15 protein-coding genes are annotated in these 21,379 nt (G+C 69.5%); 8 read left to right on the top strand and 7 right to left on the bottom strand.

Annotation, left to right across the window (positions count from 1 at the left end; genetic code table 11):
• The first annotated feature begins 57 nt into the window (after positions 1–57).
• The 6 genes from uxuA to BME24068_RS13180 all read left to right on the top strand — a co-directional run bounded on the left by uxuA (position 58) and on the right by BME24068_RS13180 (position 7,062).
• Positions 58–1,143, top strand: coding sequence for a mannonate dehydratase (gene uxuA, locus BME24068_RS13205; protein ID WP_174926337.1), 1,086 nt, complete (start codon positions 58–60; stop codon positions 1,141–1,143).
• 72 nt (positions 1,144–1,215) lie between these two features.
• On the top strand, positions 1,216–2,526 hold the full coding sequence (locus BME24068_RS13200; protein WP_174926336.1) for an MFS transporter: 1,311 nt from the start codon (positions 1,216–1,218) through the stop codon (positions 2,524–2,526).
• A gap of 172 nt (positions 2,527–2,698) precedes the next feature.
• Entirely contained in the window at positions 2,699–4,144 is a 1,446-nt protein-coding gene (locus BME24068_RS13195; RefSeq protein ID WP_174926335.1) for an aminotransferase-like domain-containing protein, read from the top strand.
• 101 nt (positions 4,145–4,245) lie between these two features.
• A complete protein-coding gene (locus tag BME24068_RS13190; RefSeq protein ID WP_174926334.1) occupies positions 4,246–4,635 on the top strand; it encodes a hypothetical protein in 390 nt (129 codons plus the stop codon).
• A gap of 208 nt (positions 4,636–4,843) precedes the next feature.
• Positions 4,844–6,628: a nitrite/sulfite reductase gene (locus tag BME24068_RS13185; RefSeq protein ID WP_174926333.1), complete on the top strand. Its 1,785-nt coding sequence runs from the start codon at positions 4,844–4,846 to the stop codon at positions 6,626–6,628.
• Positions 6,625–7,062 carry a DUF934 domain-containing protein gene (locus BME24068_RS13180; protein ID WP_174926332.1) on the top strand — a complete coding sequence of 146 codons (438 nt, stop codon included), beginning with the start codon at positions 6,625–6,627 and terminating at the stop codon, positions 7,060–7,062. Before BME24068_RS13185 ends, BME24068_RS13180 begins: the two co-directional genes overlap by 4 nt.
• An 84-nt stretch (positions 7,063–7,146) precedes the next feature.
• Here BME24068_RS13180 and BME24068_RS13175 read toward each other — a convergent pair whose 3' ends face one another.
• The 4 genes from BME24068_RS13175 to BME24068_RS13160 all read right to left on the bottom strand — a co-directional run bounded on the left by BME24068_RS13175 (position 7,147) and on the right by BME24068_RS13160 (position 12,830).
• Positions 7,147–8,433 (bottom strand): virulence factor family protein, encoded by a 1,287-nt coding sequence (locus BME24068_RS13175; protein WP_174926331.1) that lies wholly within the window; start codon positions 8,431–8,433, stop codon positions 7,147–7,149.
• Complete coding sequence (mprF, locus tag BME24068_RS13170; RefSeq protein WP_174926330.1) at positions 8,430–11,024, bottom strand: bifunctional lysylphosphatidylglycerol flippase/synthetase MprF; 2,595 nt, start codon at positions 11,022–11,024, stop codon at positions 8,430–8,432. Before mprF ends, BME24068_RS13175 begins: the two co-directional genes overlap by 4 nt.
• Positions 11,025–11,397: 373 nt before the next feature.
• Entirely contained in the window at positions 11,398–11,838 is a 441-nt protein-coding gene (locus BME24068_RS13165; protein ID WP_174926329.1) for a hypothetical protein, read from the bottom strand.
• 80 nt (positions 11,839–11,918) lie between these two features.
• Positions 11,919–12,830 (bottom strand): LysR family transcriptional regulator, encoded by a 912-nt coding sequence (locus tag BME24068_RS13160; protein ID WP_174926385.1) that lies wholly within the window; start codon positions 12,828–12,830, stop codon positions 11,919–11,921.
• A 96-nt stretch (positions 12,831–12,926) separates the two neighbouring features.
• Between BME24068_RS13160 and BME24068_RS13155 the strand changes: the two genes are divergently transcribed.
• Together BME24068_RS13155 and BME24068_RS13150 are read left to right on the top strand one after the other, a co-directional pair.
• Positions 12,927–13,364 carry a GlcG/HbpS family heme-binding protein gene (locus BME24068_RS13155; RefSeq protein WP_096499678.1) on the top strand — a complete coding sequence of 146 codons (438 nt, stop codon included), beginning with the start codon at positions 12,927–12,929 and terminating at the stop codon, positions 13,362–13,364.
• A gap of 4 nt (positions 13,365–13,368) precedes the next feature.
• Positions 13,369–14,145 carry an SDR family oxidoreductase gene (locus BME24068_RS13150; protein WP_096499680.1) on the top strand — a complete coding sequence of 259 codons (777 nt, stop codon included), beginning with the start codon at positions 13,369–13,371 and terminating at the stop codon, positions 14,143–14,145.
• Positions 14,146–14,190: 45 nt separating this feature from the next.
• Here BME24068_RS13150 and BME24068_RS13145 read toward each other — a convergent pair whose 3' ends face one another.
• From BME24068_RS13145 to nirB, 3 genes are read right to left on the bottom strand one after another with little or no spacing between them, the layout of a single operon-like run.
• The gene (locus tag BME24068_RS13145; protein WP_174926328.1) at positions 14,191–18,387 is read right to left on the bottom strand and encodes a bifunctional nitrate reductase/sulfite reductase flavoprotein subunit alpha; all 4,197 of its coding nucleotides are present in this window, start codon (positions 18,385–18,387) and stop codon (positions 14,191–14,193) included.
• 16 nt (positions 18,388–18,403) lie between these two features.
• Positions 18,404–18,748 (bottom strand): nitrite reductase small subunit NirD, encoded by a 345-nt coding sequence (nirD, locus tag BME24068_RS13140; RefSeq protein WP_096499684.1) that lies wholly within the window; start codon positions 18,746–18,748, stop codon positions 18,404–18,406.
• A gap of 38 nt (positions 18,749–18,786) precedes the next feature.
• Positions 18,787–21,372 (bottom strand): nitrite reductase large subunit NirB, encoded by a 2,586-nt coding sequence (nirB, locus tag BME24068_RS13135; protein WP_174926327.1) that lies wholly within the window; start codon positions 21,370–21,372, stop codon positions 18,787–18,789.
• Positions 21,373–21,379 lie beyond the last annotated feature (7 nt).

The raw sequence follows: 21,379 nt of genomic DNA, 5'->3' as shown, positions 1-21,379 counted from the left end.
CCGGCATGTTGCCGCCCGGTCGTCCGCTGCATGAACCGCCAGTCAGGAGCTGCTCCAGTGAAGATGTCCTTCCGTTGGTACGGCGAGTCCGATCCGGTCTCGCTGCAATACATCCGTCAGATCCCCGGCGTCACGCAGATCGTGTCCGCGATCTATGACGAACCCGTGGGCGAAGTGTGGCCCGCCGACAAGATCGCCGCGCTCAAGGCGACGATCGAGCAGGCCGGCCTGCGCTTCGAGGTCGTCGAATCGGTGCCCGTCCACGAGGACATCAAGCTCGGCAAGCCGAGCCGCGACCGCCTGATCGACAACTACCGGCAGACGATCCGCCATCTCGGCGCGGCCGGCGTCCGCGTGATCTGCTACAACTTCATGCCCGTGTTCGACTGGACGCGCACCGAGCTGTCGAAGACGCTCGACGACGGTTCGACCTGTCTCGCGTTCAGCACCGACGCGGTCGACCGGATCGACCCGAACGACGGCATCGCGCTGCCGGGCTGGGATTCGAGCTACCGGGCCGACGAGTTGCAGGCGCTGCTCGCCGACTATCGCAACGTCGACGAAGCCGCGCTGTGGGCGAACCTCGAGTACTTCCTGAACGCGATCATCCCGGTGGCCGAGGAAGCCGGCGTGAAGATGGCGATCCACCCGGACGACCCGCCGCGCCCGATCTTCGGGCTGCCGCGCATCGTGAAGAACCGCGACGATCTCGCGCGGATCCTCGGCATCGTCGACACGCCCGCGAACGGGCTGACACTGTGCTCGGGCTCGCTCGGCGCGGGGCCGCAGAACGACGTCGAGGCGCTCGTGCGCGAATTCGGCGCACGGGGCCGCATCCATTTCGCGCATATCCGCAACGTGAAGGTCGACGCGAACGGCGACTTCGAGGAAACCGCGCACCTGTCGAGCTGCGGTTCGCTCGACATCGCCGCGATCGTCAAGGCGTATCACGACACGGGCTTCACCGGCTACGTGCGTCCCGATCACGGCCGCATGATCTGGGGCGAAACGGGCAAGCCCGGTTACGGCCTCTACGACCGCGCGCTCGGCGCGGTCTACCTGAACGGCCTGTGGGAAGCGCTGGCGAAGTTCGACGCCACGCCGCACGTGCAAGCGCAAACACAAACGCAAGCGTCGCGATAAACCGCCCCTCCCGAGGCGGCCGGCGCAGCGGATCGCCGGCCGCCCGTCACGACATTCCGCGCGGAGACTTCCATGCCACGCATCCGATGGACCATGATCCTGATGTGCTTCCTGGCCAACGTCATCAACTTCATCGATCGCGCGAACCTCGCGATCGCCGCGCCCAGCATCCGCGCCGATCTCGGGCTCGACGCGGTCGGCATGGGGCTCGTGCTGAGCGCGTTCTTCTGGACCTATGCGTTCCTGCAACTGCCGGCCGGCTGGTTCATCGACAAGGTCGGCGTGCGTGTGAGCCTCGCGCTCGCGGTCGGCTGGTGGTCGGTGTTTACCGTCGCAACCGGCGCCGCGCGCGGGCTCGCGCAGCTCGTCGGCGTGCGGTTGATGCTGGGCGTCGGCGAAGCGGCCGCGATCCCGTCGTTCGCCAAGGTCGCGTTCAACTGGTTCCCGCGCAGCGAACGCGGGCTCGCGAGCAGCATCTTCGACAGCGGTTCGCGCGTCGGCTCCGCGCTGTCGCTGCCGCTCGTCGCGTGGCTGATCTCGATCGTCGGCTGGCGCGGCTCGTTCGCGATCACCGGCGCGATCGGCATCATGTGGGCGCTCGCGTGGTGGTTCATCTACCGCGACCCGGAACGCTACCGCGCGATCGCGCCGGACGCCGTCGATGCGCTGCTCGCGCAGCGCGGTGCGCCGACCGTTGCGCACGCAACCGACGCCCCGAAAGTGTCGTGGCTCGACCTGTTCCGCTACCGCACCGTGTGGGGCATGATGATCGGCCTGTTCTGCCTGAACTTCGCGATCTACTTCTTCATCACGTGGTTCCCGAGCTACCTGCTGCAGTCGCGCGGCTTCTCGCTCGCGTCGCTCGGCACGTGGGGCATGCTGCCCGCGCTGCTCGCGATTCCCGGCGGCTGGCTCGGCGGCTACGTGTCGGACAGCCTGTTCCGGCGCGGCTGGAGCGCCACCGCCGCGCGCAAGACCTGCCTCGTGCTCGGCATGCTGCTGTCGTCGTCGATTGCGCTGTCGGCGTTCGTCGAGAGCGTGTGGGCCTGCCTCGCGCTGTTCGCGCTCGCTTATGCCAGCCTGTCGTTCGCCGGCGCGAACGTGTGGACGCTGGTCGGCGAAGTCGCACCGACGCCCGCGCACGTCGCGTCGCTCGGCGGCATCCAGAACTTCGCGGGCAATCTCGCCGGCATCTTCATCACGACGTTCACGGGCGTGATGCTGTCGATCACGAAGGGCTCGTTCGTCGTGCCGCTCGCGGTGGCCGGCGCACTGTGCGTGGTCGGCGCGCTGTCGTACCTGTTCGTCGTCGGCAAGGTCGAACCGCTGCCGCCGCTGCGTAACGGCGCGAACGGACGCAACGCGGAGCCGAACGCGGCCTGATGCCGCGCAAGCGTCGAAAGCGCCGGAAGTACCTGGCGTACCGAGCAAGCGCGACTGGCCTCGGCCGTCGCGCTTTCCTTTTCGGGCCGCTCGTCGGACAATGACCCGCGCCCGCCGGCGCGGTGCCGCACCGGCCCCCGCGCGCGGCGGCGACGTGTTCCCGCCCGCGCCGATGAAACGCTACGAAACCCTCGCCCATACGATCGCCGACGAAATCCGCAACGGCAACCTCGCGGTCGGCACGCGCCTGCCGTCGCTGCGGCAGATCATCGCGCAGCATGGCGTGAGCCAGTCGACCGTGTTCCGCGCGTACTACCTGCTCGAGCAGTGGGGGCTGATCCGCGCACGGGAACGCTCCGGCTACTACGTCGCGCCAGGCGCCGGTGCCGGCGCAGGCCCCGGCGCGGCCCCGCCCGCGAAACGCCGCGCGACCCGCGCCGGCGCCACGCGCAAGGTCGACATCAGCGATCTCGTGTTCTCGGTGCTCGATGCCGCGACGCAGCCCGGCATCGTGCCGCTCGGTTCCGCGTTCCCGTCGCCACAGCTGTTTCCGCTGCCGCGCCTCGCGAAATCGCTCGCACAGGCGACGCGGCTCGTGAGCCCGTGGAGCACCGTCGTCGACCTGCCGCCCGGCAACGAGGCGCTGCGCCAGCAGATCGCGCGACGCTATCTCGCAACCGGCGTCGCGCAGCCCGTCGACGAGATCGTCGTCACGAACGGCGCGCTCGAAGCGCTGAACCTGTGCCTGATGGCCGTCACGCGGCCGGGCGACGTCGTGGCCGTCGAATCGCCGGGCTTCTACGCGGCGCTGCAGGCGATCGAGCGGCTCGACCTGCGCGCGGTCGAGATTCCCGTCGATCCGCGCACGGGCCTCGATCTCGACGCGCTCGCAAACGCCCTCGAACGGCACGACATCCGCGCGTGCTGGTTCATGACCAATTTCCAGAATCCGACCGGCGTCACGCTCTCCGTCGACAAGAAGCGCGCGCTGGTGGACATGCTGGCCGCGCGCAACGTGCCGCTGATCGAGGACGACGTGTATGGCGAACTCCATTACGGCCCCGACTACCCGCTGCCCGCGCGCGCGTTCGACCGCCACGGGCTCGTGATGCACTGCAGTTCGTTCTCGAAGACGCTCGCGCCGGGCTACCGGATCGGCTGGGCCACCGCCGGCCGTTTCGCGGAAAAGGTGCAGCGGCTCAAGCTGATGACGACGCTGTCGGCGAGCATTCCCGCGCAGGCCGGCATCGCGAACTACCTGGAGCACGGCGGCTACGACCGCCACCTGCGCAAGCTGCGCGGCGCGCTGCAAACGCAGCTCGCGCGCATGGACGACGCGCTGCGGCGCTGGCTGCCGCCGGGCGTCGAATGGGTGCGGCCGGACGGCGGGTATTTCCTGTGGCTGTCGTTTCCCGACGCGATCGACGCGATGGCGCTGCACCGCGAGGCGATCGCGCGCGGCATCAGCTTCGCCCCGGGGCCGCTCTTCTCCGCCGCGCACGGGTTCGAGCGCTGCGTACGCGTGAACTTCGGCCATCCGTGGAGCCGCGACATCGAACGCGCGATCCGCGTGCTCGGCGAGCTGGTCGCCGAACCGACGGTGCGCAAGCCGGGCTGATCGCGCATCGTGCGCAAGCTGCGCGCCGCCGGCATCACGTCCCTGCAGCGAAGCCGCGCGCGGGTTACATTGCGGATCCCGCCGCTCCTTCACGATTTCCCATGAGCCAACTGCCCTACCTCGATCGCGACGCGCTGCTGAAACTGGCGGCCGAAGCGGCACACGTCACGCAGCCGTGCACGTGCACGAAAACATCGCTCGCCGGCTGGACGACCCTGCCGCTGTCGCTGCCGGACACGCAACTGGCCGAAGTGGCCACGCTCGCGCCGCCCGGCGAGGCGGAGCCGGTCTACGACGAATATCATCCGGCCGGCACGCGCTATGCGTCGGACGATGCGCCGATCGCGCTGCGTCATTTCCCGTACAACCGCTGCAACGTCAGCCGCTGCGTATCGTGCGGCCGGCTGTACCTGCGTTATCAGGAAGGCGGCGGCTACTTCATCGACCAGCGCATCCGCGCGCTCGATCCGGCGCTCGTCGTCGACGCCTGAACCCGCCACGGGCATGCGCGCCCGTTCGCGCCAGCGCCAGCACCGGCGTCCTGCCGGCCAATCTGCTGCGCCCTTTTCGTCCCGATCTGCTGCTTGTCCCGCCGCCCGGCGTTCCCTACGCTGTCTCCGGTTGCCCGACACCCGTCGCAACCTTCCCTGTCGAGCGGCGCACGCCCCGTGCGCCGCCGCTCATCTCGCGTATCACGTCATGTACCGATATACCGATTTCGACCGGGCGCTCGTGCACAGCCGCGCCGCCCAGTTCCGCGACCAGCTCGAACGCTGGCAGCACGGCACGCTGAGCGAGGACGCGTTCCGGCCGTTGCGCCTGCAGAACGGCTGGTACGTGCAGCGCCATGCGCCGATGCTGCGCGTCGCCGTGCCGTACGGCGAACTGTCGAGCGCGCAGCTGCGCGTGCTCGCGCGGATCGCACGCGACTACGACGTGCCCGACGACGCCACCTATCGCGCCGCCTGCGACGCGCAGGCGCTGCTCGGCACGCTGCGCCTGCCGACCCGCAACGCCCATTTCACGACCCGCACCAACGTGCAGTTCAACTGGATTCCGCTCGCGAAGGCCGCCGACGTGATGGACCTGCTCGCGACCGTCGACATGCACGGGATCCAGACGAGCGGCAACTGCATCCGCAATATCTCGTGCGACGAACGCGCGGGCGTCGCGCCGGACGAGATCGCCGATCCGCGGCCGTTCGCCGAGGTGATGCGCCAGTGGACGACGCTGCATCCGGAATTCGCGTTCCTGCCGCGCAAGTTCAAGATCGCGATCACCGGCGCGGCCGAAGACCGCGCGGCCACCGACTGGCACGACGTCGGGCTGAAGCTCGTGCGCAACGACGCGGGCGAACTCGGTTTCCGCGTGAGCGTCGGCGGCGGCATGGGACGCACGCCGATGATCGCGACGCTGCTGCGCACGTTCCTGCCGTGGCGGCATGTGATGAATTACATCGAGGCGATCGTGCGCGTGTACAACCGCTACGGACGCCGCGACAACAAGTACAAGGCGCGCATCAAGATCCTCGTGAAGACCGAGGGACAGCGCTATATCGACGACGTCGAGGAAGAGTTCCGCCAGATCGTCGAGCTCGACGGCGGCCCGCACACGATCCCGCAGGCCGAGTTCGAGCGGATCGCGGCGTCGTTCGTGCCGCCGCGTCTCAAGCCGCGCACGCTCGACCTGCAGGACGCCGGCACGCGTATGGCCGCACACGCCACGCGTCATCCGGCGTTCGCGCGCTGGCTCGCGCGCAATGTGGCGGCGCACCGCGACCCGGCGCTGCGCATCGTCACGCTGTCGTTCAAGCGCCGCGTGCAGGCGCCCGGCGACGCGTCGCCGGAGCAGCTCGACGCGCTCGCCGACCTCGCCGAGCGCTTCTCGGCCGGCGAGGCGCGCGTCACGCATGCGCAGAACGCGGTGCTGCCGTGGGTGCACGTCGACGACCTGTTCCTGCTGTGGGAAAACGCACGCGCCGTCGGGCTGGCGAGTGCGAACGTCGGACTGCTGACCGACATGATCGCGTGCCCCGGCGGCGACTTCTGCGCGCTCGCGAACGCCCGCTCGATCCCGATCGCCGACGCGATCGCCGAACGGTTCCAGGATCTCGACATGCTGCACGACGTCGGCGACATCGACCTGCACATCAGCGGCTGCATCAACTCATGCGGCCACCATCACAGCGGGCACATCGGCATTCTCGGCGTCGACAAGGACGGCGCCGAGTGGTACCAGGTGACGCTCGGCGGCTCGGACGGCTCGAGCGCGAGCGGCCCCGCGCGGCCGGGCAAGGTGATCGGCCCGTCGTTCTCGGCGGAAGAAATCGTCGACGTCGTGGATGCGCTCGTCAACGCGTATCTCGACGCGCGGCTCGACGCCGACGGCCACGCGGAGCGATTCATCGACACGGTGCGCCGCATCGGCGCGGAACCCTTCAAGGCGGCCGCGAACAACGCGCGTCACCAGCCGGAGCACGCATGAAACCGACCGACGACAACGACGTGAACGCACGCATCCGGCTGCTGACGCCTGCCGAGCACGCCGGCGACACGGGCGCACCCGACACCGCGACGCCGGACATCCTGACGATCGGCAACGACGAGGAACTGCCGCCGCTCGCCGCACGAATCGCGCAGGCCGCGCGCATCGACCTGCATTTCCCGTCCTTCACCGACGGCCGCGCGTACAGCCAGGCATACCTGCTGCGCAAGCGCTTCGGCTTCACCGGCGACCTGCGTGCGACGGGCGACGTGCTGATCGACCAGTTGCTGCTGATGGAGCGCACCGGGTTTTCGAGCGCGGTGCTCGGCGGCGACGCAGACATCGCGGCCGCGCGCCGGCAACTCGACCGGTTTCCGGGCTTCTATCAGCGCGACGCGAGAGGAACGGTGCCGCGGCAGGACGCCACGACCTAGGCGAAGAAACGACGACGGGCGGCCCGCAGGCCGCCCGTCCGATGAACCTCATGCCCGCGCCCGCCGCGAAGCGGGCGCCGGCGTTCAGCGCGCCGCCACCGGCTTGCCGAACGCGCCGAGAATCTTCTTCTCGAGCGCGATGTAGTCGTGGCCGAAGTGGTGGTCGCCCCCCGTCTTGATCACGTCGACGCCGGTGTTCACGAGCGCCGGGCACATCGTGTCCTTCTCTTCCGCGCCGTAGAAGCACTGCACGCGCTGCGGCGGCACCTTCGCCATTTCCGGCGCGACCTTCAGCGCCTTGTCGCTCGCGGGCATCCCGAGCCAGCCCGTCACGCGGATCTGGAAATCCGCCGCCGGCGCGAAACCGAGCAGCGACATCACCGAGACCTTGTCGCGCAGGTCGGCCGGCAGCCGGTTGTACGCGAACGGCATCACGTCGGCGCCGAACGAGTAGCCGACCAGCGCCACCCGGTCCGCATGCCAGCGCGCCATGTAGGTGCGCATCACGCGCGCCAGGTCGCGGCTCACCTGTGCGGGCGGCCGCTCGCTCCAGAAGTAGCGCAGGCTGTCGATGCCGACCACCGACACGCCGTCGCGCTGCAGCGCCTCGGCGATCGTCTTGTCGAGATCGCGCCAGCCGCCGTCGCCCGAGATCACGATCGCGAGCCGGTCGCTGCCGCCCTTGGCCGGCAGCTCGACGAGCGGCAGGTCCGACACGTCGAGCTCGTCGCTCGCGCTGGTGTCGTGCAAGTGCGCGGTGACCAGCGACACGAGCTTCGCGGTGTCGCCGGCCGCGGCCGTTTCGACGAAGCCCGGCATCGCGCGGCGCACGATCGTCGCATCGGGCGGGCACGGCTTGAAGCGCGCATCGAGCTTCACGGCCGGGGCGACCGACACGACGCCGGCAATCGTGTTTTCCGGCGCCATCGACAGGATCTGCTTCGCGATCGCGCCGCCCTGGCCCACGCCCGCCACGATCGGCGCGTAGTAACGCGACGACTGCGCGAGACGTTCGAGCTGGTGGCTGACCGCTTCGGCGTCGCCGTCGAGGTGGTGACAGGTTTCCTGCTTCGCGGCAAGGGCGAGGTTCGCCGCATAGCGCTCCGAATCCACGCCGACCGTCATCGCGCCCGCTTTCGCGAGCGCGTCGGCCGCCTGCTGGTCGGCCACGCCCCAGCCGCGCTCGCGCGAGAACAGCACGACGAAGCCGCGCAGCGGGCCGCTCGGCTTCGTCACGGTCACGGGCCCGTAGCGGCCGCCCGACACGGTTTCCGGTTTCGCCGCGGCCTGCTGTGCCGCGCACGCGGCGCCGGCCAGCATCATTCCCGCGCAGGCGAGTGCCGCCTGCGCGATAACCTTCTTCAACATCATGAACGCCGACCTCCAGCCAGCAAGGACAGATCCGCGAGCGTGACGAACACGCCGACCGAGCCCGAGGCCGCGAGATAGCGCGGCTCCCAGTGCGGCTCGAACTTGCTCTTGAATGCACGCAAGCCGCGGAAGTTGTAGAAGCGGCCGCCGAAGCGCCAGACCATCAGGCCGAGCCGGTGGAACGGCGACGGCATCTTCGCCGCCCCCATCCCCGAGAACGGCGCGATGCCCAGGCTCAGCTTGCGGAACCCCGCTTCCTTCAGATGCAGCGCGAGCTGCGTGAACAGATACTCCATCGCATACGGCGACGCTTCCGGCAGATGACGCATCACGCCGACGGTGGCCTCGGTGTTCAGGTCGGTCGTCATGAACGTGACGAACGCGATCGGCGTGTCGGCCTGGCGCACGAGCATCACCGACTGCGTCGCGAGATAGCCGTCGTGGAACGCGGCCACCGAGAAGCTCTTCTCGCGCGCGTCTCGGCTGTCGAGCCAGCCGTCGGAGATGTCGCGCAGCGCCGGCAGCGCGGCCGGCACGTCGCATGGCGCGATCACCTCGACGGTCAGCGCGTCCTTGTCGCCGCGGCGCAGCGCATAGCGCAGATGCGAACGGTTCGAACCCTTCAGGTCGAACTGGTCGAGCGCGATGTGCGCTTCCTCGCCGAGCTTCATCAGCGTGAGCCCGGCATCGAGATACAGCGGCAGTGCATTCGCGCGCACCTGGTAGAACGCCGCGCGGCCGCTGTGCGCGTGCGCCAGCGCGATAAACTTGCTGATCAGCGCCGGCCATTCTTCGCGCGGCCCGACCGGGTCGTGCAGCGCGGCCCACGTGCGGCCGTTTTTCGCGTACATCAGGAACGCGCGGCGCGATTCCGAAAACAGGAACGACTTGTCGCCCATCAGCGCGAGGCCCGCATCACTGCACTCCTGCGCGCGGATGATCTGTTCCGCGTCGAGCAGGTCCTGCTCGACGGGCTTCACGAACCGCCCCGGCGCCGGGCGCAGCAGTTGCCACAGCGCGAACATCGCGACGAACACGCCGGCGGCGAGCGTCGCGCGCAGTGCGCGCGGCGCGCGGGCGTCGAACGAGAAATGCGACCAGAGATCGCGCGTGTACGGCACGTCGCGGAACGCGAAGCACAGCACCCACACCGCGAGGATCAGCACCATCGTCACCGACACGAACCAGCTCACCGTGAAGCGCTCGGCGAGCAGCGACGAATGACGGTTGAAGCGGCGGCGGCTGACGAGCAGCAGCACCAGCAGCGTGCCGAGCACGCCGGCTTCGACGAACGCGAGGCCCTTCGCCAGCGACAGCGCGAGGCTCGCGAGCGTCAGCGCGAAGGTCATCCACCATGCGCCGTCCAGGCGGCGCAGCAGCCCGCGCGCGACGAACAGCAATGCGACGCCCAGCACGCTGCAGATCACCTGCGAGCCTTCGAGCACCCACAGCGGCACGATGTTGCGCAGGATCGCGATCCGGTGCCAGAACGCGGGCGTCGCGCTCGAAATCACGAGCATCCCGCCGACCGCGAACGTGACGAGGCTCAGGAACAGCGGCGCCAGTTGCGACACGCGCGCAGCCTGCCGCGATACGAGCCGGCGCCGCAGCGCGCGCCCTTCGAACGCGGCCAGCAGGCCGGCCGACAGCACGAGCGGCACGCCGAAGTAGATCGCGCGGTACGCGATCAGCGCCGCGACCATCTCATGCGCGGGCACTTCGCGGCCCAGCGTGAAGACCATCGCGGCTTCGAACACGCCGATCCCGCCCGGCGTATGGCCGATCATCCCGAGCAGCAGCGCGGCCGCATAGACGGTAATGAAGGTCGGGAAGCCGACCGGCGCCGCGGGCAGCAACACCCACAGCGTGAGGCCCGCGGCCACGACGTCCATCACCGCATAGACCACCTGCGCGACGAGGTCGCGCCGCGCGGGCACGTCGAACGTCAGCCATTTGAAGCGCGTGACGACCGGACGCGCGGTGTTGCCGCACATCGCGACCATCCCCGCCAGCACGATCAGCAGCGCGGCGCCGCCCCACGTGAGCACGCCGGGCGCGACGTGCAGCATCGCGGCGAGCGTCTGCGGCACGCAGACCATGCCGACTGCCGTCATCAGCACCAGCGCGAGCGCGAGCGTGCCGCTGGTGAACACGGTCATCCGGCCGATCTGGGCGGGCGTGACGCCCGACACGCCGTACACGCGGGCGCGAACCGCGCCGCCCGTGAGCGCGCCGAAGCCGGTCGCGTTACCGAGCGCGGAGCCGGCGATCGCGCCGATCCACAGCGCGGCGCGCGGCACTTTCGCGGCGACGTAGCGCAGGCCGACCGCATCGCGGGCGACGAGCGCGAGATAGCTGAGCGCCGTCGCGGCGAGCGACGCGCCCCATTCGCCGATCGCCATGTGGCGCAGTTGGCGGATCACCGAGCGGTAATCGACGGATTCGGACAGGTGCTGGAAAACCACGATCAGCAACAGCCCGATGCCGAGCGCGAGCAGCGGCGACAGCACGCGCTCGTTGCGGATCAGCGCCGAGACACGCGCGATCGCCGCCGCGGCACGGCCGGGCGAACCAGGGTGGCGGGAAGACATAGATTGTTCAGTGGTGGTGCATAGCTTGTCGCGGCGCCGGGGGGGCCGGGCGGCGACGAATCTGGTTGTTCTGCGTGGGCGGTCGGCCTGGGACGGAGGCAGGCAGCGCCTGGATCAGAAATTACGAGTATACGGAATTCATCTTACAGAATCTTTCGATCTCGCACCGGGCCGTTCGGGCGCGTCGGGTGCATCGACGGCGCATCAGAATCATGCGCAAGGTGCGCATCATACCGGGAACCGGCAGGGATTTTTCATCGGATGAATGACGGATTCCGGATTCGGGAGAAATTCTCCGCGAAACGCCGCGCGCGCGAGCGCAAAACCGCGAGCGCACGCGGGTTTCAGGAACGGGGCAGGATCGCGCTCCCCGTCATTTCGCCCGCTCGTGCTCCGCCAGCCCGATCGCCTTGTAGTCGTAAGTTGGATAGAACTCCGTACGGTATGCGCCCCACGCCGTATCCTCGAGCACGCGATTGACCTCCCGCAGCCGCGACGCCGGCAGCCGCAGCACGACGACCTGCCCGATCCCCATCGCCACGGTCCAGCTCACCACCTCGACGCCCGGCGGCGGGAACGCCTTGTAGAACCCCTGCCGCGCGAGCTGCGCATTCAGCTCGGCGAGCGGGCGCGACTGGTCGTGCTTGAGGAAGACGGTCAGCAGTACCGCGTTGTCCGGTGTCGCGGAAGCCGACCCGGCCGGCACGGTCGACGTCTGGCCGCACGCCGGTGCGCTGCCTATCGCGGCGGCGGCAGCGGCCAGCACCGCGGCAATCGCCAGGGTTCGAAGCGGGAAATGCGGGATGGCCGTCATGACGCGACTCCGTGACTGCGTGAAGGGAGCCGTCATCATGCGCCGCCCGGCGACGCGCTGCAGCGGGCCTTGCGCGCGCCCTACCCGGCGCTCGCCGCACGCTCGCGCAGCACGTCGATGAGCGCGCGCAGCTTCGCCGGCACGTGCTTGCGATTCACGTAATAGAGCCACATCGGCGGCAGCGTGCGGCACGCGCCGGGCAGCACCTCGACGAGCGTGCCGTCGCGCAGGTCCTGCCCGATGCGCTCGCGCATGAACGCGAACGCGATGCCGACGCCCTCGCGCGCCGCGTCGATCACCGCATCCGCATCGTTCGTCACGAACACGCCGTCGGGATCGAGATCGACGTCGCGGCGGCCGTCGTGCAGCAGCCATTTGTGCAGGCGGCCGCTTTCCGAGAAGCGGAAACGGATGCACGCATGCCGTTCGAGTTCCGCGAGCGACGCGGGCGTGCCGTGCCGCGCCAGATAATCGGGCGATGCAACCAGCGCGCATGACAGCGCCGGCGCGATCCGCACGCCGATCATCCCCGGCTGCAGCCGGTCGGCCAGACGAATCCCCGCATCGAAGCCGTCCTTCGCGATATCGACCAGTTCGTTGTCGTAGCGGATCTCGAGCCGGACTTTCGGATAGCGCTCGCGGAACGCCGCGAGGATCGGCGCGATCACGAGCGTGCGCGCCAGCGGCAGCGCGGTGATGCGCAACAGCCCGCCCGGCTCGCTGCGCGCCTCCTTCAGTTCGTCGCGCGCCTGCATGACCTGCCGGTACGCCGGCTCGGTCTGCCGGCGGTATTGCTGGCCGGCTTCGGTCAGGCTCACGCCGCGCGTGCTGCGGTTGAACAGTTTCACGTTCAGCTCGCCCTCGAGCTGCCCGATCGCGAGGCTGACGGCGGCGGGCGTCAGCCCCAGCGCGGCGGCCGCGCGCGTGAAGTTGCCGGCGGTGGCGACGCTCATGAACACGTGCAGCCCGGCCATCGGATCGCGTCTGCTCATCATTAAAAAAACTTGAAACTCCTTCGAGCGGAACGCGGATTCTCCCATATACCAGAACTGCCTACACTGGCCTGGTCGCCCTCACCGGAGCAGCCGATGCAACCCCATGGCACCACCCTTCCGCTGGCAGCCGTTCAACATACGATCGACGCGGCGCTCGCGCACGCCGCGTCGCTGCAGGTCGACGGCGTGTCGATCGCGATCGTCGACGCCGGCGCGAACCTGGTCGCGTTCCTGCGCACCGACGACTGCTTTCTCGGCGCGATCGACCTCGCGCAACGCAAGGCGCTGACGGCGGTGCGCTTTCGCGCATCGAGCGGCGCGATCGGCGCGATGTCCGGCGACGGGCCGCTGCGCGGCATCGAGCACAGCCACGGCGGGCTCGTCACGTTCGGCGGCGGCGAGCCGCTGGTTGACGGCAACGGACGCTGCGTCGGCGCGATCGGCGTCTCCGGCGGCAGCGTCGAACAGGACGACGCGATCGCATGTCACTGCCGCGATCGCTTTCACGCAACCTTCCACACCTCGAGGTAAGTACATGGCAACGAAACGCATCCTCATCACCGGTGCAGGCACCGGTTTCGGCCACGAAGTCGCGCTGCGGCTCGCGCGACACGGTCACGACGTGACGGCCGGCGTCCGCACGACCGCCGAGATCGACGCGCTGACGGACGCCGCCGCGCAGCGCGACACCGTGTTGCGCGCGGTGAAGCTCGACGTCACGTCGGCCGACGATCGCGCCCGCGCCGCCGAATTCGACATCGACGTGCTCGTGCACAACGCGGGCGTCGGCGAAGCCGGCGCGCTGGTCGACCTGCCGATCGGGATCGTGCGCGACCTGTTCGACGTCAACGTGTTCGGCCCGCTCGAACTCACGCAGCAGATCGCACGCGGGATGCTCGCGCGCAAGCACGGCAAGATCGTGTTCGTGTCGTCGATCGCCGGGCTCATCACCGGGCCGTTCACGGGCGCCTATTGCGCGTCCAAGCATGCGATCGAGGCGGTGGCCGAGGCGATGCACGCGGAACTGGCGCCGCACGGCATCCGCGTCGCGGTCGTGAACCCGGGCCCGTACCGCACCGGCTTCAACGACCGGATGATGGAAACGCCGCGGCGCTGGCACGACCCGGCCGTCCACACCGTGACGCCCGAGCAGTTGACCTTCCCGCTCGAACAGCACGATCCGGAGGAAATGATCGCGAAAATGGTCGACGTGATCGAAGGCGACGGCGGCGCGTTCCGCAACCTGCTGCCGCAAGCGTCGGAAGCGTTCGTGCGCGCCGAGCAGGCGCACGCGTGGGAGCGGCGGCAATAAGCGCCAGCCGAGCGGCGCGCGCCGGCCGGCGCCAGCCGCCCACGATCAGTACACGTCCCGCATGTAGCGCCGCGCCTTCGCGAGCCGCGCGACGTAGTCGTTCGCGGCTTCGTCCGACATCCCGCCGTGCTCGGCCACGATCGCCTTCAGCGCGGTATCGACGTCCTTCGCCATGCGCGCGGCGTCGCCGCACACGTAGAAGTGCGCGCCCTCCTCCAGCCACGCGTACAGCTCGGCGCCCTGCTCGCGCATCCGGTCCTGCACGTAGATCTTGTCGGCCTGGTCGCGCGAGAACGCGAGATCGAGCCGCGTCAGGAAGCCGCTGTCGCGCATCGCGCCCAGCTCGTCGCCGTAGTAGAAGTCGGTCTGCGCATGCTGCTCGCCGAAGAACAGCCAGTTGCGGCCGCGCGCGCCGCGCGCCTGCCGCTCGTGCAGGAAGCCGCGGAACGGCGCGACGCCGGTGCCCGGCCCCACCATCACGACCGGCACGTCGCCGTTCACCGGCGGCCGGAAATGCGCGGACTTCTGCACGAACACCGGCACGCGGCCGTCGTCCGCGCGATCGGCGAGGAACGTCGACGCGACGCCTTTGCGTGCGCGGCGGCCGTTGTGATAACGCACGGCCGACACGGTCAGGTGAATCTCGCCCTGGTGCGCGCTCGGGCTCGACGCGATCGAATACAGGCGCGGCTGCATGCGCTTGAGCATCGAGACCAGCTCCGTGCCCGACAGCTCGACCGGAAACTCGTGCAGCACGTCCGCAAGCTGTTGCCCCCACAACCATTGCTTCAGATCGGCCTTGCGCTCGTCGCCGAGCAGCGCCTTCAGTGCGCCGTTCGTGCTGCGCGACGCGATGAACGCCAGCGTGTCCGGATGCGGGCGCGTGATGTCGAAGTGGCACGCGAGCGCATCGCCGAGCCGCACGTCGCCGACGCCCGCGACCGACACCGGCGCATCGGCCTTCAGCGCGGTGACGGCCAGCAGCTCGTCGACCAGCTCCGGGCAGTTGGTCGGCCACACGCCGAGCGCGTCGCCGGCTTCGTATTCGAGGTTCGCGCCGTCGGTCGACAGCGACACGTAGCGCGTGTCCTTCGCCGCGCCCGGACGGTTGAGCCGCAGGTTCGCGACGAGCTTCGACGGCGCCGGATGCGCCTTGCTCGGCAGCAGCCCCGACGGGCTCATCCCCGTGGTCGGCACCGCGTGCAGCGCCGCATCGGCCTCCTTGATCCGCGCGACCACGCGTTCGAGCCACTGGTCGGCATCGCGCTGGAATTCGACGTCGCAGTCGACGCGCGCGCACAGGCGTGCCGCGCCGAGTTCCGCGAGCCGTGCGTCGAGCCGGCGGCCGTGTCCGCAGAACTGGTCGTAGTTGCGATCACCGAATGCCAGTACCGCGAAGTGCACGCCGTCGAGCCGCGCGACGCCGCCGGCCTGCAGCGCGTCCCAGAACTCGCTGCCGTTGTCGGGCGCGTCGCCGTCGCCGAACGTGCTCGTCATCAGCAGCACGTATTGCGCGCCGGCCAGCGACGCGACGGTGTAATCGGACATGCATGCGGTGCGGATCTCGAAGCCCGCGTTCATCAGCTGCGTCGCGTAATCCTCGGTCAGCGATTCGATATTGCCCGTCTGCGACGCCCACAGCAGCACGACCTTCGGGCGCGTGCGCACGATCCGCACGCCGCCGGGCGCGGCGGCTTCCGCCGGCAGCGCGGGCGCCGCCGCAGCGGGCGCGCCGGCGGGCAAGGTACGGCTGAACAGCCCGGCGAGCATCCCGTCGAGCCAGAACCGCACCGGCGGCGTGAGCGGCGCGCCGGCCGGCAGCACCGGCACGCTGCCTTCGCGCCGGCCGGCGCTCGCCTTCAGCCCGCTGACGAGGCCGGCCACGTACAGGCGTTCCGCATCGCTCAGCGGCGGCGGCGCGAGATCGGCCACGCCGAGCGCGGCCGCAAAAGTGTCGAGGTCTGCCATGTCGGATTCCTGTGAAGCCGTGATCGGCGGCGCGATGGCGATCGCGGGCGTGGGTCGCGCATCGTCCGCGCCTGCGTCGTTGCGCGCCGTGTCGTCGTCGGCCGACGCGAACGCGTCGGTGTCGACGCGCGTCAGCGCGACCGCGCAATATTTCAGTTCGGGTTGCTGCGATTCCGGATCGATCGCGTCGTTCGTCACCGCATTGATGCACAGATCGTCGCCGTACACGTCGTTCCAGTGCATCGGCGCGAAGCAGTTGCCGCGCCGCACGCGCTCGGTCACGACGGCCGGCAGCACCGCGCGGCCGCGCGCCGAGCGGATCTCGACGCTGTCCTTCGCGGCGATGCCGAGCGCGCGCGCGTCGTCCGGATGCAGTTCGACGAACGGGCGCGGGTTCAGCTTGTTGAGCATCGCGACCTTGCCCGTCTTCGTCATCGTGTGCCATTGGTGCTGCAGCCGGCCGGTGTTCAGCACGATCGGGAACGTGTCGTCGGGCAGCTCGGCCGGCGCGACGTGCGGCCGCGCGAAGAAGCGCGCCTTGCCGGACGGTGTCGGGAACGCGAGGCGCGGCGCCTCGTGCCCGTCGGCGGCGGCGCGCAGCGTCTGGCTCACGCCGTCGTTCAGGTAGCGGACCGGGTGCCGCTCGCGCGCGGTGCCCGGCGCGACCGGCCATTGCACCGGGCCGTCGCGCAGCGCCGCATGGCTCGCGCCGCGCAGGTCGTAGCCCGTCGCCGGATTCGAGAAGCGCACGATCTCGTCGAACACGTCGGCCGCCGACGCATAGTCGAACGCATCGCCGAAGCCCATCGCGCGCGCGACTTCCGCGACGATGCGCCAGTCCGGCAGCGCGTCGCCGGGCGGCGCGATCGCGGCGCGCATCAACGTCATGTTGCGCTCGGAGTTGATCATCACGCCGTCGCCCTCGGCCCACAGCGCGCCCGGCAGCAGGATGTCCGCGTAGCGGTTGGTCTCGGTGTCGAGGAACGCGTCCTGCGCGATCACGAGCTCGGCGGCCTGCAGCCCCGCGATCACGTTCTGCCGGTTCGGCACGGTCGCGACCGGATTCGTGCAGACGATCCAGCACGCCTTGATGTCGCCGGCCGCCATCCGCTCGAACAGGTCGACGGTGCCCTTGCCGGCGTCCTTGCGCAGCGTGCCGGCCGGCACGCGCCACAGGTGCTCGACGAAGCGCCGGTCGTCGTCGGACAGCACCGAGCGCTGGCCCGGCAGCCCCGGGCCCATGTAGCCCATCTCGCGCCCGCCCATCGCGTTCGGCTGGCCGGTCAGCGAGAACGGCCCGCTCCCGGTGCGGCAGATCGTGCCCGTCGCGAGATGCAGGTTGCAGATCGCGTTGGTGTTCCACACGCCGTGCGTGCTCTGGTTGAGCCCCATCGTCCAGCAGCTCATCCAGTCCTGCGCGTCGCCGATCCATTGCGCGGCCGTGCGGAGGTCGGCTTCCGCGAGCCCCGTGATTTCAGCGACGCGTTCGGGCGTGTAGTCGGCGAGGAACGCGGGCATCGCGTCCCAGCCTTCGGTGTATGCGTCGATGAACGCGGCGTCGGTGCGCCCGTTCGCGTGCAGCAGGTGCAGCAGCCCGTTGGTCAGCGCGAGATCCGTGCCCGGCCGGATCTGCAGGAACAGGTCGGCCTTGTCGGCGGTGCCGGTGCGGCGCGGATCGACGACGATCAGCTTCGCGCCGGCCTTCACGCGATCCATCATCCGCAGGAACAGGATCGGGTGACAGTCGGCCATGTTCGCGCCGATCACGAAGAACAGGTTCGCGCGATCGAAGTCCTGGTACGACCCGGGCGGGCCGTCCGCGCCGAGCGACTGCTTGTAGCCGGTGCTCGCGCTCGCCATGCACAGCCGCGAATTCGACTCGATGTTGTTGGTGCCGACGAAGCCCTTCGCGAGCTTGTTCACGAGGTATTGCGCCTCGACCGACATCTGCCCCGACACGTAGAACGACAGCGCATCGGGCCCGTGCGTGTCGAGCACCGCGCGCAGCCGCCGCGCGGTCTCGGCGATCGCGTCGCGCGCCGGCAGCGGCACGAGGTCGTCCTCGCGAGCGCGGCGCACGAACGCGCGATCGAGCCGCCCCGAGCGGCGCAGCGCGACGTGCGCGGACGAGCCCTTCGTGCACAGCCGCCCGAAGTTGGTCGGATGGTCGGAGTCGCCGGACACCTTGACGACTTCGCCATCCTCGACGTGCAGCACCATCCCGCAGCCGACGCCGCAGTACGGGCACACGCTCTTGACGGGGGTGGCGCTCATGCGTGCTCCGGGATGCTCAGGCGGCGATCCACACGAAACCGTCCTCGACCCGCGACGGATACGCGCTCACCGATTGCTCGGGCGCTTCCAGGCATTCGCCGGTGCGCAGGTCGAAATGCTGCTTGTACAGCGGCGAGGCAACCACGACGCGCTCGCCGAGGCTGCCGATCAGCCCGCGCGACATCACGGCCGCGTGCGACACCGGGTCGACGTTGTCGATCGCGAACACACCGCCTTCGGCATGCGCGACATGAAACACCGCGACCTGCTCGCCGTTGACGAGCGCGCATACGCCGGTGTTCGGCACGATGTCGTCGAGCGGGCACACGCGGGTCCAGGACAGGGGAAGACGATCGTTCATGATGGGCTCCTTGGAAAAGACGCTGGTGTCGGTCAGGGTCAGACGGTTGCGGATTCGATCGCGGATTCGGCGACGACGGGAATCGACACGGGCTTGCCGCCCACGCGCTCGTCGGGCGTCGCGGGACGGATCTGGCCGCGCGTCTCGACGAATGCGATGGTGGTGTCCGGCGCGTCGCTGTTCACGAAATGGCGGAAGCGCTTGCGCGTGTCCGGATCGGTGACGGCCTTCTTCCATTCGCATTCGTACGTGTCGACCACGTGCTGCATGTCGGCCTCGAGCTCGGCCGCGATCCCGAGCTTGTCGTGCACGACGACGTCGGTCAGGTAGTCGAGCCCGCCTTCGAGGTTGTCGCGCCACACGCTGGTGCGCTGCAGCCGGTCGGCCGTGCGCACGTAGAACATCAGGAAGCGGTCGATGTAGCGGATCAGCGTCGCGCGGTCGAGGTCGGACGCGAGCAGTTCGGCGTGGCGCGGCTTCATCCCGCCGTTGCCGCACACGTACAGGTTCCAGCCCTTCTCGGTCGCGATGATCCCGATGTCCTTGCCCTGCGCTTCCGCGCACTCGCGCGTGCAGCCCGACACGCCGAACTTGATCTTGTGCGGCGCGCGCAAGCCCTTGTAGCGATTCTCGATGTCGATCGCGAGGCCGACCGAATCGTCGACGCCGTAGCGGCACCACGTCGAGCCGACGCACGACTTCACGGTGCGCACCGACTTGCCGTACGCATGCCCCGATTCGAAGCCGGCCGCGATCAGCTCTTCCCAGATCGACGGCAATTGCTCGACGCGCGCGCCGAACAGGTCGACGCGCTGGCCGCCGGTGATCTTCGTGTAGAGGCCGTACTTGCGCGCGACCTGGCCGACCGCGATCAGCCCTTCCGGCGTCACCTCGCCGCCCGGCATGCGCGGCACGACCGAATACGTGCCGTCGCGCTGGATGTTCGCGAGGTAGTAGTCGTTCGAGTCCTGCAGCCCCGCGTGCTCCTTCTTCAGCACGAACTCGTTGAAGCACGACGCGAGGATGCCCGCGACGGCCGGCTTGCACACGTCGCAGCCGAGGCCGTGGCCGTGCTTTGCCAGCAGTTCGTCGAACGTCGTGATGCGCTCCACGCGGATCAGGTGGAACAGCTCCTGGCGCGAATGCGGGAAGTGCTCGCACAGATGGTTGTTGACCGCGAGGCCCTGCTTCTTCATCTCGGCCTTCATGATCTGCGTGACGAGCGGCACGCAGCCGCCGCACGACGTGCCGGCGCCCGTGCACGACTTCAGCGCGCCGAGGCTGGTCGCGCCGCCGGCCACCGCCGTGCAGATCTGCGACTTCGACACGTTGTTGCACGAACAGATCTGCGCGCCTTCCGGCAATGCGTCGACGCCGATCGCGGGCTTCGCCGCGCCGTCCGACGACGGCAGGATCAGGAATTCCGGCGACTCGGGCAGCTCGATGCGGTTCAGCATCATCTGCAGCAGCGTGCCGTATTCGGCCGCGTCGCCGACCATCACCGCGCCGTGCAGGAACTTGCCGCAGTCCGACACCACCAGCTTCTTGTAGACCTGGCGGCGCTCGTCCGCGTACTGGTAGGTGCGGCTGCCGGCGGTGGCGCCGTGCGCGTCGCCGATGCTCGCGACGTCGACGCCCATCAGCTTCAGCTTGGTGCTCATGTCGGCGCCGGCGAACGCGGCTTCGGCCGCTTCGTCGACGTCGCCGCCGAGCTGCTTCGCGACCACGCGCGCCATGTCGTAACCCGGCGCGACCAGGCCGTACACCATCCCGTTCCAGGCCGCGCATTCGCCGATCGCGTAGATGTCGGCGTCGCTCGTGCGGCACGCGTCGTCGATCGCGACGCCGCCGCGCGGGCCGATGTCCAGCCCGCAGGCGCGCGCCAGTTCGTCGCGGGCGCGGATGCCGGCCGAGAACACGATCATGTCGGCGTCGAGGTGCGAGCCATCGGCGAACGCCATCCGGTGCACGCCTGCCTCGCCGTCGACGATTTCCCGCGTGTTCTTGCCCGTATGCACGGTCACGCCGAGCGCCTCGATCTTCGCGCGCAGCATCCGGCCGCCGCCGTCGTCGACCTGCACGGCCATCAGCCGCGGCGCGAATTCGACGACGTGCGTATCGAGCCCCATGTCGCGCAGCGCCTTCGCGCATTCGAGGCCGAGCAGCCCGCCGCCGACCACCACGCCGCGCTTCGCGTGCGTGCCGCACGCCTGCATCGCTTCGAGATCCTCGATCGTGCGGTACACGAAGCAGCCCGAGCGATCGTGGCCGGGCATCGGCGGCACGAACGGGCGCGAGCCCGTCGCGAGCACCAGCTTGTCGTACGCGAGCGTTTCGCCCGACGCGAGCGTGACCGTGTGCGCATCGCGATCGATCGACGCGACGCACGCGTTCAGGCGCAGATCGAACTGCGGATGACGCGCGAAGAAGCCCGGCTCGACGAGCGACAGGTCGTCCGCCGACTTGCCCGCGAAGAATTCCGACAGGTGCACGCGGTCGTATGCCGGGCGCGGTTCCTCGCCGAGCACCGTGACCTGCAGCGCGTGCGCCGTGCCGGCTTGTGCCGCGATGCATTCGAGGAGCTTGTGGCCGACCATCCCGTGGCCGATGACGATGAGTTTCATGATGACG

The sequence above is a fragment of the Burkholderia anthina genome, from assembly GCF_902498995.1.
Taxonomy (GTDB): Bacteria; Pseudomonadota; Gammaproteobacteria; order Burkholderiales; family Burkholderiaceae; genus Burkholderia; species Burkholderia anthina.
The sequence above is the reverse complement of the archived record's forward strand: the minus strand, read 5'-3'. Positions and strand labels throughout refer to the sequence as shown.